Origin of the sequence: Albibacterium profundi, from assembly GCF_042159835.1 — a bacterium.
Taxonomy (GTDB): domain Bacteria; phylum Bacteroidota; class Bacteroidia; order Sphingobacteriales; family Sphingobacteriaceae; genus Albibacterium; species Albibacterium profundi.
Genome location: NZ_JBBVGT010000002.1, coordinates 485,057 through 499,131, shown reverse-complemented (window position 1 = coordinate 499,131; position 14,075 = coordinate 485,057). Strand labels below are relative to the sequence as shown.

Annotated in this window: 10 protein-coding genes; 2 read left to right on the top strand and 8 right to left on the bottom strand. The window is 41.0% G+C overall.

The window, feature by feature from the left end; translation table 11 throughout:
- Positions 1–111: 111 nt before the first annotated feature.
- The 7 genes from murA to WKR92_RS03470 form a co-directional block, all read right to left on the bottom strand.
- Positions 112–1,437 carry a UDP-N-acetylglucosamine 1-carboxyvinyltransferase gene (murA, locus tag WKR92_RS03500; RefSeq protein ID WP_375556448.1) on the bottom strand — a complete coding sequence of 442 codons (1,326 nt, stop codon included), beginning with the start codon at positions 1,435–1,437 and terminating at the stop codon, positions 112–114.
- 30 nt (positions 1,438–1,467) lie between these two features.
- On the bottom strand, positions 1,468–2,124 hold the full coding sequence (locus tag WKR92_RS03495; RefSeq protein ID WP_375556447.1) for a DUF4290 domain-containing protein: 657 nt from the start codon (positions 2,122–2,124) through the stop codon (positions 1,468–1,470).
- A 13-nt stretch (positions 2,125–2,137) separates the two neighbouring features.
- Entirely contained in the window at positions 2,138–4,429 is a 2,292-nt protein-coding gene (locus tag WKR92_RS03490; protein WP_375556446.1) for an ATP-dependent helicase, read from the bottom strand.
- 35 nt (positions 4,430–4,464) lie between these two features.
- Positions 4,465–5,394, bottom strand: a complete 930-nt coding sequence (rimK, locus tag WKR92_RS03485) for a 30S ribosomal protein S6--L-glutamate ligase (RefSeq protein WP_375556445.1) — start codon at positions 5,392–5,394, stop codon at positions 4,465–4,467.
- Between the two features lie 25 nt (positions 5,395–5,419).
- Complete coding sequence (locus WKR92_RS03480; RefSeq protein WP_375556444.1) at positions 5,420–5,851, bottom strand: ATP-dependent zinc protease family protein; 432 nt, start codon at positions 5,849–5,851, stop codon at positions 5,420–5,422.
- A gap of 72 nt (positions 5,852–5,923) precedes the next feature.
- Complete coding sequence (locus tag WKR92_RS03475) at positions 5,924–7,099, bottom strand: AIR synthase related protein (protein WP_375556443.1); 1,176 nt, start codon at positions 7,097–7,099, stop codon at positions 5,924–5,926.
- A gap of 99 nt (positions 7,100–7,198) precedes the next feature.
- A complete protein-coding gene (locus tag WKR92_RS03470) occupies positions 7,199–9,385 on the bottom strand; it encodes a glutamine synthetase III family protein (RefSeq protein ID WP_375556442.1) in 2,187 nt (728 codons plus the stop codon).
- A 364-nt stretch (positions 9,386–9,749) separates the two neighbouring features.
- Between WKR92_RS03470 and WKR92_RS03465 the strand changes: the two genes are divergently transcribed.
- Together WKR92_RS03465 and WKR92_RS03460 are read left to right on the top strand one after the other, a co-directional pair.
- Positions 9,750–10,409 carry an SGNH/GDSL hydrolase family protein gene (locus WKR92_RS03465; RefSeq protein ID WP_375556441.1) on the top strand — a complete coding sequence of 220 codons (660 nt, stop codon included), beginning with the start codon at positions 9,750–9,752 and terminating at the stop codon, positions 10,407–10,409.
- Between the two features lie 82 nt (positions 10,410–10,491).
- On the top strand, positions 10,492–11,529 hold the full coding sequence (locus tag WKR92_RS03460) for an aminotransferase class I/II-fold pyridoxal phosphate-dependent enzyme (protein ID WP_375556440.1): 1,038 nt from the start codon (positions 10,492–10,494) through the stop codon (positions 11,527–11,529).
- Between the two features lies 1 nt (position 11,530).
- Here WKR92_RS03460 and WKR92_RS03455 read toward each other — a convergent pair whose 3' ends face one another.
- A complete protein-coding gene (locus WKR92_RS03455; protein WP_375556439.1) occupies positions 11,531–13,990 on the bottom strand; it encodes an outer membrane beta-barrel protein in 2,460 nt (819 codons plus the stop codon).
- Positions 13,991–14,075: the final 85 nt, after the last annotated feature.

Here is a 14,075-nt window from a genome sequence, read left to right as displayed (position 1 = left end):
GTTTGATTTGTGTTAATAAGTCGCAAAACAACTGATTTTCTTTGATTCCGCCTTCGAAAATTTTATTTCCTGACAAATTCATGATGCTGTTCACGTTAAGCTAGCGTCGAACTAGTCGTCACTAGAACTGACCCTCCGAATGTTAGCCCCCAATGAGCGTAGTCGTTCTTCGATATCCTGATACCCTCTTTCAATTTGCTCGATATTATGAATGACAGATTTGCCCTGTGCTGAAAGTGCTGCAATGAGCAAAGAAACACCGGCTCTGATATCTGGTGAGGACATTTCAATTCCCCGAAGGCGCACGTTGTTATCGAGGCCGATAACCGTTGCTCGGTGTGGGTCACACAAGATAATTTGTGCACCCATGTCGATCAACTTGTCGACAAAAAAGAGGCGACTCTCGAACATCTTTTGATGAATGAGAACGTTTCCTTTGGCTTGAATCGCTACAACAAGTATGATGCTTAATAGGTCGGGAGTAAAACCCGGCCAAGGTGCATCGCTAACAGTTAGAATGGAACCGTCAATAAACGTTTCAATTTCATAGCTTTCTTGTGCAGGGATATAGATATCATCCCCGCGTAGTTCAAATTTGATCCCTAAACGTGAGAAAACCGTCGGGATAATACCCAGTTCGTTGAAGTGGACATCTTTGATGGTTATTTCTGACCCGGTCATCGCGGCTAAGCCAATGAAAGAACCGATTTCTATCATGTCAGGTAGCATGCGATGCTCCGTGCCTCCTAGTTCTTCAACACCTTCTATCGTTAACAAATTAGAGCCTATGCCACTTATTTTTGCTCCCATACGATTCAGCATTTTGCAGAGCTGCTGTAGATAAGGTTCGCAGGCAGCATTATAGATCGTCGTGGTTCCTTCAGCTAAAACGGCAGCCATTACGATATTGGCTGTGCCGGTAACAGATGCTTCATCCATTAGGATGTATGTGCCCTTCAGCTGACTTGCATCAATGTCGAAGAAATGATTTTCTGCGTCGTAAACAAATTTTGCACCTAGTTTCTCTAGACCTATAAAATGTGTGTCGAGTCTTCGACGTCCAATTTTATCGCCACCTGGTTTTGGAATGGACGCTTTGCCGAAGCGAGCCAGTAGGGGACCTACGATCATGATAGAACCTCGCAGACTGCCGCCTTTAGTTTTAAACTCTTCGGTTTGAAAATATTCCGTATTGATGTTTTCTGCTTGAAAGCTGTAGCTATCCTTACCGAGACGGTCGACTTTAACACCAAGGTTGCTAAGCAGATCGATCAGCTTGTTGACATCCTTAATATCAGGAACATTGTTAATGACAACTTTTTCCTTAGTCAAAAGAACAGCTGAAATAATTTGTAATGCTTCATTCTTTGCACCCTGAGGTGTAATTTCTCCCTTTAATGGTGTGCCTCCAATAATCTCAAAAGAGTTTTTGCTCATCAATATAAATTTATTGTACCGTGTTTAAAATTAGTGACGCTTTCCGTTTCTTTTCTTTCCTCCGTTTTGGTTCTTCCCGTTTTTATTGCCTTTCGAGCTTTGGCCCGTACGGACGCGATTGCCGGGAGGCGGAGTTTTAAATTCTACTTTGTTCAATGTCATGTTTTCATCAATTGGCAATTCGCCATTTGATAGTTCTTTTAGATCACTGATTATCGTTTCATCCGCCACAGAGTCTTTGTTCCAAGTTACGTAAGCCATCTTCATAAAGTTGGCAATGGAGGTGATCATGTTTTTCTGACTCTCCGGGTTTTCGATCTTTTTTGCTGATTCAATAAGCTTCTCTACCGTTTTTCCATAGTGCTTAAATCGGATACGATGCTGTGGGTAATCTAATATTTCCGGTTTCGAACGAAGTGATTCCTTCTCTGGAACCGGATAAGGAGAATCTACGTCGATCTTGAAGTCGGAGATAATATGTAAGTGATCCCAAAGCTTGTGTTTGAAGTCGGATACATCCCGCAGATGAGGATTAAGGAATCCCATGAGGTCGATTACGACTTGCGCATATTTATTTCTTTCTTCACGGGTTGGTAGTGTACAAATATAGTCTACCATGTTCTGCACGTTACGGCCGTATTCAGCGAGAATAAGGGGACTTCGTGTACTGTTATAATCAAATTCCATATTGAATTTCTAATTAATCTATTATTCTGAGTTTTGCAAATTTAAGCAACAATTGCTTCTGTCCTAATTCTTTAAAGAAAATTGTAGCTTTCATGTCCGGAGCTTTCCCTTCAACATTTACTACTTTCCCAAATCCGAACCTTTCATGTTCAACTTCCATGCCCACCTGCAGTTTGCTAGTGTCAGAGGGACTAAAGTTTTCCGACGGCACATGCGCTTTTGGTAAGATGCTTGTGGTTTTCTGTTTAATCTTCGGTTTGGGTTTAAAGTACGTGTCGCCGTGTTGATCCGACTGATTCTGTTGCCAGCCCGCACGCTCATTTGCAAAGCTTGAAGCCGGACCGCTACTTTCCATCCGAGGCTTAAAGTCCAAGTCTAAATATTGTGGGTCGAGCTCATCAATAAAGCGACTCGGCTCGCAATTGTTAAGCGTCCCCCATTGATAGCGTGAAGTAGCATACGAAATATACACATTTTTTTCAGCACGAGTTAAAGCTACATAAAATAAGCGGCGTTCCTCCTCTAGATCACTTCTTGAGTTTAAGGAACGTTGCGAAGGAAAAAGATTTTCTTCTAGGCCAACAATGTGGACATAGGGAAATTCAAGACCTTTGGATGAGTGGATCGTCATCAACGATACCGTATCGGCATTAGGGTCTTTATCATTGTCTTCGTTTGTCAGCAAGGCAATGTCCTGCATAAAAACATCGAGTCCCTTTTCTTCAATGTCTTCACGCTCACTAAATTCTTTGATACCATTGAGGAGTTCTTGGATGTTTTCATAACGACTCAATCCTTCTACCGATTTGTCTTCATAAAGATCTCGGAGAAGACCCGAATGCTGCGCAATATGCATAGCCGTGTCAAAAGCATTATGGTCGCTGGCGATGGCTTGAAAGCTTTGAATCAAGGTCGAGAAAGGTGCCACAGCAGAGGCTGTTCTGTTATCAAGGTAGGTAGGTGCCTCCTTAATAACATCCCATAACCCGATATTTTGTTGGTTGGCGGCGATCATGATCCTCTCGACCGATGTGTTCCCAATACCACGACGTGGATAGTTAATAACCCTCTTTAAGGCTTCCTCGTCGTTCGGATTGAATGTTAGTCGAAAGTAAGCGATTAAATCCTTAATTTCCTTTCTCTGATAGAAGGAAGTGCCTCCATATATTTTATATGGAACTCCCAGTTTTCTCAGCGCTTCTTCCATAGCACGTGATTGTGCATTTGTTCGGTAGAGGATGGCAAATTCTTTATATTTTGATCCGGATATCGAACGCTTCTGAACAATGTTTTCTGCTACGATTTTACCTTCTTCGTTATCGCTAAAAGCACGGATAATTTTGATTTTGTCGCCGGTTTCATTGTTGGAAAAGACGTCCTTCTTCAGCTGGTTCTTGTTTTTAGCAATGATACTGTTTGCAATGTTGACGATATTCTTTGTGGATCGATAGTTCTGTTCTAGTTTGTAGACTTTTACATCTGGATAGTCCTTTTCAAAATTTAAGATATTTTGGATGTTGGCACCGCGAAACGCATAAATACTTTGGGCATCGTCACCAACAACACACAGGTTCTCGTGAATGGCAGCAAGTTTTTTCACGATCAGGTACTGAGAGAAGTTGGTGTCCTGATACTCATCGAGCATTAAGTATTTGAACTTGTTTTGATATTTATACAGGATCTCTGGATGATTCTTTAGCAGGACATTGGTTTTGAAGAGTAGATCATCAAAGTCCATGGCCCCAGCCTTGAAACAACGCTGTGTATAGGTTTGATAAATCTGGCCTAGAAAGCTTCTCCCTGTCGAATTATCCTCAGCTTGGATCTGTTCGTTTTTTTGATATTCCGCAGCGGAAATCAGATTGTTTTTTGCCGACGAAATGCGGTTATAAACGAAATTCGCATTGTACAGTTTATCGTCGAGCTGCATTTCTTTCAGAATCGTGCGGATCAAACTCTTGGAGTCATCTGTGTCGTAAATCGTAAAGTTGGATGGATAGCCAAGATGTTGTGCTTCAACACGCAAAATTCTTGCAAAAACGGAGTGAAATGTGCCCATCCAGATATTTCTCGCGGCATCTCCTACAACACTGGTAATCCGCTCTCGCATTTCCTTAGCTGCTTTGTTTGTAAACGTTAGTACCAAGATGCTAAAAGGGTCCACACCATTTCGGATGAGGTGTGCTACCCGATAGGTAATTACACGGGTTTTTCCTGAACCTGCGCCGGCCACAATCATTACTGGGCCTTTCAATTGTTCTACTGCTGCTCGTTGAGATGGGTTTAATCCTTCTAAATAATCCAAGTCTATACCTCTTCTTTTCTTATTTTATTTACGATTTATAGTTTATGGCGACTAGATGATTTTCTAGCGCTTTTGGTGTTTTGTACTTTGATGGCATGTTGTTTTTCTAAGAACTCAATCACCTTAGCTGCTATATCGCGATTCGTAGCTTTTTCAATGCCCTCTAGACCGGGGGATGAATTTACCTCCAGTACCAAGGGGCCACGGTCGGATGGCAGCATGTCCACTCCACACACAGTTAATCCTAGTTCCTTAGCGGCTTTTAAAGCGGTCTCCCGTTCAGCCTTGGAAAGTTTAATTAGTTCGGCTGTACCACCTCGGTGAAGGTTGGAGCGAAATTCACCTTCCTTAGCAGTGCGTTTCATGGCGCCGACTACTTTCCCGTCGACCACAAACACGCGAATGTCGGTTCCTTTCGCTTCTTTGATGTATTCCTGAATAAGGATGTTGTTCCCCAGTCCGAAGAAAGCTTCGATCACAGAACTAGCTGCTTTCTTAGTTTCTGCCAAAACGACACCGATACCTTGTGTGCCTTCCAGTAGCTTAATCACAAGGGGAGCCCCGCCTACCATTTTTATAAGGTCGTCTACGTCATGGGTGTTCCGAGCAAAACCGGTCACCGGCAGACCGATACCGGCACCTGAAAGGATTTGCATGCAGCGCAGTTTATCGCGCGATCGGGTTATAGCCTGGCTGGGGTTGGCGGAAATAACGCCCATAACTTCAAACTGACGGACGATTGCCGAACCATAGAACGTAAGCGAGGCACCAATACGCGGGATGATTGCGTCGATATCTGATACATCCTGTCCATTGTAATGAATGCTAGGTTTACCTTGCTTGATACCAACATAGCATTTTCGGTGATCAAGGATAAGACACTCGTGCCCACGTTTGACAGCCGCATCGTAAAGTTGCCTTGTGGAGTACAAGTTCTTGTTGGTTGATAGGATTGCAATTTTCACTTCTATTCAGTTGAACGTTTTTATCTTATGTTGTTTTTTGGGCTTTGTGATGAGCCAAATTAGCCCGGTTTACGTCGACGAGAAACTTTCTGCGTATAAAGCTTCTCCCTAATAGCATAGGAAATTCCATGTTTGACCGGTCTCTCAGTGAGATCTCAATATCGTAGATTTCATTGAACATACGTATTCGGGTATGCACGATGTATCGGTTCTCTTCCAGACCGAACGAATTTTTAATTTTTCTTTCCTTATGAAAAGGGAGAGTGAAGGTTTTGCCACCGGAAATCTCCGCACTAAGAGGGCTAAATTTAACAAATTGTTTTCTGCCTTTCTTTATCAATTCGATATGTTCGCAGTGTAACACAGACGTTTTAGCTCCGGTGTCAACCTTGGCAGGCACGTCTGGCAATTCGAAATCAATAAAATCGACTATTTCTTTCCAGCCTATTCTTTTCATTTAATTCATTCTTGTTTCATAACGTATTGTTAGGAACAATCACTAGTATAACCTATAATTGACCGTTATGTTCTAATACGTAAACGTGCCAAATTCGCTGTGAATACTTACTTTTTTCGACTCTGCCTTTTCTACGTAGCCAATTTTCTGTGCAGCGATACCAAAGCTTTCGGAAATTTGAATAATTTCTTCTGCTAAATGAGGAGGAACATAAAGTTCCATTCGGTGGCCCATATTGAATACCTTGTACATTTCTTGCCAGTTAGTTCCAGACTCTTCCTGAATTAATTTAAACAGGGGAGGAAGGGGGAATAGATTATTTTTGACTACATGTAGGTTTTCGATGAAATGCAATACTTTGGTTTGAGCACCACCACTACAGTGAACCATACCGTGAATTTCAGTGCGATGGGCATCCAATATCTTTTTAATTACGGGAGCATAGGTACGTGTCGGCGATAATACTAATTTTCCGGCTGTCATTGTCTTTCCATCGCCAATATCGATTATTTCAGTAAGTGAACGACTCCCCGAAAAAACAAGATCGGAAGGAATAGATGGATCATAGCTTTCTGGGTACTGGCCGGCATTCTCTTTCGAGAAAACATCGTGCCGTGCTGAGGTCAATCCGTTGGATCCCATTCCTCCATTGTATTCGCTTTCATAGTTCGCCTGGCCGAAGGATGCCAATCCAATAATTACATCCCCATCTTGTATCGTATGGTTGGAGATGATATCGGAGCGCTTCATTCTGCACGTTACGGTTGAATCCACAATGATGGTACGTACCAGGTCGCCTACATCGGCGGTTTCCCCACCAGTAGAATAAATGCCAATACCAAGTTCCCGAAGCTCACTTAAAATTTCTTCGGTTCCATTAATGATTTCGGCGATCACTTCACCCGGTATTAAGTTTTTGTTTCTTCCGATGGTTGATGATAGTAAAATATTATCGGTAGCACCCACGCACAGTAAGTCGTCCAGATTCATAATGATCGCATCTTGTGCGATACCTTTCCATACGCGAGTGTCTCCTGTTTCCTTCCAATATAGGTAGGCTAAGGAAGACTTGGTGCCAGCCCCGTCTGCGTGCATGATATTGCAATACGATTCATCGTTTCCAAGTATATCGGGGATGATCTTACAGAATGCTTGAGGATACAAGCCTTTATCGATGTTTTTGATGGCGTTATGCACATCCTCTTTTCCAGCGGATACGCCGCGTTGGTTATATTTTAAATCAGACATTGCCACAAAAATAAGGAATAAGTATTGAAATTGTAGTAAATAATAAAAGGTCAGACAGTGCTGACCTTTTATTATTTTATTGGTATGTGTATACGGTGATTATTTGACAAATAAAAGCTCGCGTAACTTCGGTACAGGCCATTTACTGTCGTCTACAATTTGTTCCAACTTGTTGATGTGGTAACGAATTTGATCGAAATAGACTTTCACTTTCTCATCATAGGCAATGGCACGTTCACGAATGTCTTCGATGTTATTAGCCTTTTTACGTTCTTGGCGCATCGCTTCTGTATCTTCTAAGATATTATTAATGAGTGAAGAGATTCGCTCTACTAGATTAAGTTGAGAACTATAAGACTCTTTTGGAAGACCAATGTCTTTCAGGCCCTTCACGTTTTCCACCAATTCATTTAGATAGGTGATGGATGCTGGAGCAAGCATGCTGTTGACAATTTCTCCGATAACGCGCGCTTCAATTTGTATTTTTTTATAATAACTTTCCAAAAGAATCTCATGGCGAGCAATCGACTCACGACGGTTGAGAATACCTAATGATTCAAAAAGTTTGATACTAATCTCGTCGGTGTAAATGTCCAGCGCTTTGGGAGTAGTTTTGATGTTCGACAAGCCTCTCTTTTCGGCTTCGATCTCCCATTCTTTGCTATATCCGTTTCCTTCGAAACGAATGGCTTTTGATTGTTTAATATATTTACGTATAACGTTCAAAAGTGCAAGATCTTTTTTCGTTCCCTTGGCGATTAGCTTATCTACTTCGATTTTAAATTTAATGAGCTGATCTGCAACAATAGCATTTAAAACGGTCATCGAGCTAGCACAGTTAGATGAGGAACCAACCGCTCTGAATTCAAATTTATTTCCGGTAAATGCAAATGGTGAAGTTCTGTTACGGTCTGTATTATCTAAGTTTAGTTCAGGGATTTTTGGAATTCCATGCCATAACATGCTTTCAGCTTTGACAATTTTAGCAATCCGCGGTGTTTCCACTTGGTCTAGAACATCGCTTAATTGGCCTCCTACGAAAATTGATATAATAGCCGGTGGTGCTTCATTGGCTCCCAAACGGTGGTCGTTACTTGCTGAAGCAATGGATGCTCTCATTAATTCACTATGTTCATATACTGCTTTAATTGTGTTTACGAAGAAGGCAAGGAACATTAAGTTGGTTTTCGGGGTCTTGCCCGGCGACAATAAGTTTACACCTGTGTTGGTGATTAATGACCAATTGTTATGTTTGCCAGATCCGTTGATGTCTGCATACGGTTTTTCGTGAATAAGTACCTTGAATTTATGACGCAATGCAACCTGTTCCATGATATTAAGGAGAAGCTGATTATGGTCGATTGCTAAATTCATCTCTTCATACATTGGTGCACATTCGAATTGTGAGGGTGCAACTTCGTTGTGTCGAGTCTTTAGTGGTATCCCTAGCTTCAAAGCTTCATTCTCCAAGTCGACCATAAAGGCCATTACACGTTCTGGGATGGATCCAAAATAGTGATCATCTAGTTGCTGGCCTTTTGCCGACATATGACCGAATAATGTACGACCCGTTAGAAGTAGATCCGGGCGAGCATTAAATAACGACAGGTCAACTAAGAAGTATTCCTGCTCAATCCCTAAAGAGGCTGAAACCCGCGTAATGCTTTTGCTAAAGTATTGACAAACGTCCGTAGCTGCTTTGTCTAATGCACTAATGGATTTAAGCAACGGAGCCTTATAATCTAAAGCTTCACCTGTATATGATAAGAATACAGTAGGGATGCAAAGTGTTTTACCCGCGGCTGTTTCAAAAAGAAATGCAGGCGAAGTTGGATCCCATCCTGTATAGCCTCGAGCTTCAAACGTATTTCTGATTCCTCCGTTAGGAAAACTTGAAGCATCTGGCTCTTGTTGAATCAAGGCATCAGCAGTGAATTTTTCAATAGCAACGCCATCGCTATCCGGTTCAAAAAATGCGTCATGCTTTTCAGCTGTGCTTCCGGTCAGTGGTTGAAACCAGTGAGTGTAATGTGTAGCGCCGTTTGCAATTGCCCAGCTCTTTATAGCTTGAGATATGTGCTCGGCTAATTCACGGTCGATAACATCGGCCCCTTCTACAGCATTTAATAGTTTTTCATAAGCGTATTTCGGCAGATAGTCTTTCATCTTTTTGATGCCGAAGACATTCTGGCCATAAAAGCTAGAAGGTTTGCCTTTTGGTGCTGGAATGTCGATTTTTTGACGTGATAATACGGTTTCTACTGCGTCGAACCTGAGATTGTTCATTTTTCTAATTTTATAAGTTGTTCTTTTGTACTTTTTTCTAGTGATAAAACAAAAATCAGTAATTTTTTTCGATAATTAATAGTTTTTTAATCAAAAAAATGAATAAATGGTCAATTATTTTTGGTGATACTTGTAAAATGAGCCTAAATTTTCATTTTGAGGTGATTTTGTTCGTTTATGAAATGTAAAAGATAACTACAGTTTTGTGATATCCTGATGATCAATTTTCGCATGGGACTGCCGTTTTGATATTGTATATTGGATTAAGTATAACATGTAAAATTTATTATAGTTATTTTATATTTAATTTCATGGAATAAAAAAAATATGCTACATTTAATTTTAAATACGTTAACCAGTGTGTATGAGGATAAAATTTTACGTTCCTTTTATCTTATGTCTTTCACTAATTGTCTTCAGCTCTATGATGCTGAAGCCTAAGCGAATTGTGTTCTTTGGCGATTCCATTACACAAGCCGCAGTAAATGAAGATGGCTATATAACAATTCTGTCTGATAAGCTGAAAGCGCCCGACTACGAATTGATAGGAGCAGGCATAGGAGGTAACAAAATTTATGACTTATATCTGCGGATTGAAGAAGATGTTCTTCAAAAGAACCCGGATCTAGTGGTTGTTTACGTAGGAATTAACGATGTGTGGCATAAAAAAACAAGTCACACAGGAACGGATTACGATAAATACATTCAGTTTTATCAAGCAGTTATTGATAGAATAAAGGAAAGTGGGAGTGAAGTTGTATTATGTACACCCTCTGTGATCGGAGAAAAGCCGAACGGACAAAATGACTTAGATGAAGATCTTGATAAGTATTCAGGTGCAATCAGAGAGTTGGCAAAAAAGAATAACGTTCCGTTGTGTGATTTGCGAGTGTTATTTGGAGAATATGAGCAACAGCATAACCAAGATAATCTAGAAAAGGGTGTGCTTACGACCGATGGTGTACATTTGAACAAAAAGGGGAATCAGTTGGTTGCGGACAGCCTTCTTCCTTTCCTGAAATAAAAATATTGCTAACCTAATTATGATCGAAAGAGCTCCTACCAATTGGGAGCTCTTTTTATTTGATCTTTTTATTTAATAGATTATGGTAGACATTTTTGCAGAGTTAGCCTACGCCCCTTCAAGAACGATTCAATTACAAGATCGCGAATATATATTCTTTGGAGGTACCTCTTATTTAGGAATCGGAGCCAATGCTGAGTTTCGGGAGTATTGTTTTGAAGGAGCTAAAAGATACGGTTTCAGTAATGGTACATCGCGAAGCAATAATGTTCAATTAAGAATTTATGGAGAAGCGGAATCAGAAGCTGCTAAACGATTTGCTGCTGAGTCTGCCTTGCTTTCCTCCAGTGGCTTTCTTGTTGCCCAACTCGCTGTGCGATATTTTTCCGATTTCGGTGAAATCATCTATGGACCCAATACACATCCGGCACTTTGGCTAGGAGCAAAACCCCAAGTTGGTTTAAGTTTTGACGATTGGGTAAAGCAAACAGTAAAGTATATAAATGCGAGCAACAAAAAACGCTTTCTAATCGTCAACGACTCGCTTGATAATTTACGGCCGCAACTTTTCGATTTTACAAGCTTTTCTAATATCGATGAAAGCAAGGAGATCATTTTACTAATTGACGATTCACATGGAATCGGTATCACTCACAAGGGCAGAGGCATTTATATGAGCTTGCCAACGGGACCTCATATTCAACGAGTTGTCGTAGCCTCCTTGGCGAAAGCCATGGGTATTGATGCAGGCGTCGTTTTAGCTGATGAGAAAATTATTAGTCAGTTAAAGACTTCTGCTGTGTTTTTGGCGGCATCGCCACCATCGCCGGCGCTTTTATACGCTTTTTTAAAATCGGAATCTGTTTATAAGCGAAACAGAGAACGTCTGGAATCGAATATGCTTTTTTTTGAAGCTAGTAAACCCACCGGTTTGTATTATGCAACAGGGTTTCCAGTATATGCTACTGAAAACCCTGAATTGTATGCTAAGCTTTTGAAGAAGGGAATTGTGATCTCTAGTTTTCACTATCCCAGTGCGACTGATCCTCTGATGAATCGGGTAGTTATAAACAGTCTTCATACGGAAGAGGATCTAAGCTATCTTCTTGCATGCTTATAGCTTATTTTCCTATTCTTTTCTCTTCATCAGATTTTTCATGATGCTTTGATGAGCCGATTTTTGTGTTTCCGAAATTGTAGGTGAAAGATAGACGGAAAACCCTTGTTTCTCGTTTTTGGTCAATGATAGCGTTCAAATTACCATGTTGCGTGGTGACATATTGGTCGCGTGTGTTGAATACATCGGATACCGATAATTTGATGTTGGCTTTTTTGTTGTTAAACGATTTGTTTATCCCCATGTCAATACTCCAAGCGTCTGCGATTTTATAGATGCTGTATCGCAGACCCGATTGGTAATTGAGGGTAGCTTCTGCACCCAACGTTGGTAATATCGTGAAGTTTTGATTGCTAGTTAACTGCATGGCATATTGCCCATAGTTGATATTGTTCGCGTCTTCAGATTCAAAGCCTAGATAAAAACCTGTGACATTTGTGTTTGAATTCCAGAACTTTGTAAATCGAACCGGGGCGTTGATATTTACAAACCATTGTTTCTGTTGTGCAATGTTTTCGTTAGTGATGAAAGTCGACTTATTCACGTCATTCTGTTTCATAATTTCAACGACAGCGTCTTGCGTGATCTCATATCCGGTTGACAGGTTGAACCGTTTCATTAATGTGTAATTGAATGCAAGGGCATGTGTATATTCAGGTTGCAAGTAGGGGTTTCCCTGAACATAGGTGTATTGATCCAAAAAATAGTTGAAAGGATTCAGATTATTGTAGCGGGGGCGGTTGATCCGCTTAGAGTAGCTAAGGCTGTACTGATGATTGTCCGATGCGTTATAGCTGATAGATAAGTTGGGGAAGAAGTCAATATAGTCTCGTTTTACTTGGTTTTGAAGGGTGATGGAATTACCATCCGAGATGGTATATTCTGACCGTAACCCTGCCTTGATGCCAAACTTATTAAGCGTAGTATGATAGCTTACATATCCCGCAGCTACTTGTTCTCTATATACGAAATGGTTACTTCGGTTCTCATCGTTTACCCACTGCTCGTCTTTCAGTTCTGAAAACTTGAGATCATTATCGGTTTTTACATTGGCATATTTTAAGCCTGCTTCAAGCACTGATTTTTCATTGAAAGGATGTGTGTAGTCGGCTTTATAGGCTTGGATGTATATTCTTGATGGCATCATGCTTCTCGATTTTAACGGCTCATGCATTAAGGCGCCATCCGGACGATAAAACGTGTTTGTATAGTTAGCAGATGCATCTTCGAAAAAGTTAGAATAGTCTGCGTCAATTGATAGTTTTCTGCCCAGTGTGTCGATCGTATACGTATTATTTAGGTTCACTGAGAAACTTCTAAAGTCTTCGTCGAATAATGAATTAGCCAGCAGAGTTGAGTCTAGGGCTGATTGAAACGAGCCAATTTGGACGCCGCTTCTGTTCTCGTCGCCTGAGTCATTAATTAAACCGCTTGCCTGCAATGACAGGGTATTCTTGTCCGAGGTTTGATAGTCAAAGCCTGCTCGTAAGGAATGGTTTTTTCGAGCTTGGATCATGGTGTTTCCTTGGTCGAAGCTCGTAAATTGATTATCACCACCAACTATTCGATAGATATTAATAAGATCTGTACGCTCATTCTGTTGGTAGGAATAAATGCCAAAAACATTTATTCTTCCGTTTTTATGGTTGACGTTTAACGAGCTGTTGGCCTTGTGTCCGTTACCGTAGCCGCCTCCCACGTTTAGTGAGCCACTTGTGCCGGCTACTTTATTCTTTTTTAGCTTGATATTGATGATACCTGGACCGCCAGCTGCATCATATTTTGAAGAAGGATTGTTGATGATTTCAATGGATTCAATGGTGTTCCCATCGGTCGAACGTAACAGACTTCCTAGTTGTTCAGAAGAAAGGTACGTTTGTTTCCCGTCGATCATAACCATAATTCCCTTTTTCCCATTTAAGCTGATGTTATCATCTTTATCGACCGTAATACCCGGAGAACGCTCAAGTATATCCATGGCATTATTCCCGGCGGCTAACGTGGAATTCGCTACATTGACTACCAACATATCGGATTTTCGTTCTATTAGTGGTCGCTCGCCAGTAATAACAATGGTATTTAATTGCTGATTTACCGGTCTGAGAATTAGGTCTTCAACTTTCTTGTGTGAGGTAGCAGCGTCGATATGAATCGGCTGACTGATACTTCTTGAAAAACCAAGTAGTTCCGCTTGCACGAGATACGTCCCAGATTTAATAGCATCGAACCTATATTTTCCATTTTCGTCGGTGAACATAACTTTTGCGACGGATGAATCCGCAGCGTGCAAAAGGCTAATGGTGGCATAGTCGAGTGTTTGGTTTAGGGTGTCGAGGACTTTCCCTTCAATAGAATATTGAGTTGGCTGCTGTGCATTCGCCAGTTTGATTTGAAACAAGAACAAGATTGAGCATAGCGTTGCTAAGGTTATAAACGTTTTCATCGGTCGTAAAAAGAGTTTCATAGTTTGATATTTGAATCAAAACTAGTCGCTCTACCACCGCTGGGCAAGCTATATTAGGTAAGCTGAATCGAGAAATCGGTAAAGA

Excerpts from the sequence above, each read along its gene's own strand:
- murA (WP_375556448.1), bottom strand. The coding sequence starts at position 1,437 with ATGAGCAAAAACTCTTTTGAGATTATTGGAGGCACACCATTAAAGGGA.
- WKR92_RS03495 (WP_375556447.1), bottom strand. The coding sequence starts at position 2,124 with ATGGAATTTGATTATAACAGTACACGAAGTCCCCTTATTCTCGCTGAA.
- WKR92_RS03480 (WP_375556444.1), bottom strand. The coding sequence starts at position 5,851 with ATGAAAAGAATAGGCTGGAAAGAAATAGTCGATTTTATTGATTTCGAA.
- WKR92_RS03475 (WP_375556443.1), bottom strand. The coding sequence starts at position 7,099 with ATGTCTGATTTAAAATATAACCAACGCGGCGTATCCGCTGGAAAAGAG.
- WKR92_RS03470 (WP_375556442.1), bottom strand. The coding sequence starts at position 9,385 with ATGAACAATCTCAGGTTCGACGCAGTAGAAACCGTATTATCACGTCAA.
- WKR92_RS03465 (WP_375556441.1), top strand. The coding sequence starts at position 9,750 with ATGAGGATAAAATTTTACGTTCCTTTTATCTTATGTCTTTCACTAATT.
- WKR92_RS03460 (WP_375556440.1), top strand. The coding sequence starts at position 10,492 with ATGGTAGACATTTTTGCAGAGTTAGCCTACGCCCCTTCAAGAACGATT.
- WKR92_RS03455 (WP_375556439.1), bottom strand. The coding sequence starts at position 13,990 with ATGAAACTCTTTTTACGACCGATGAAAACGTTTATAACCTTAGCAACG.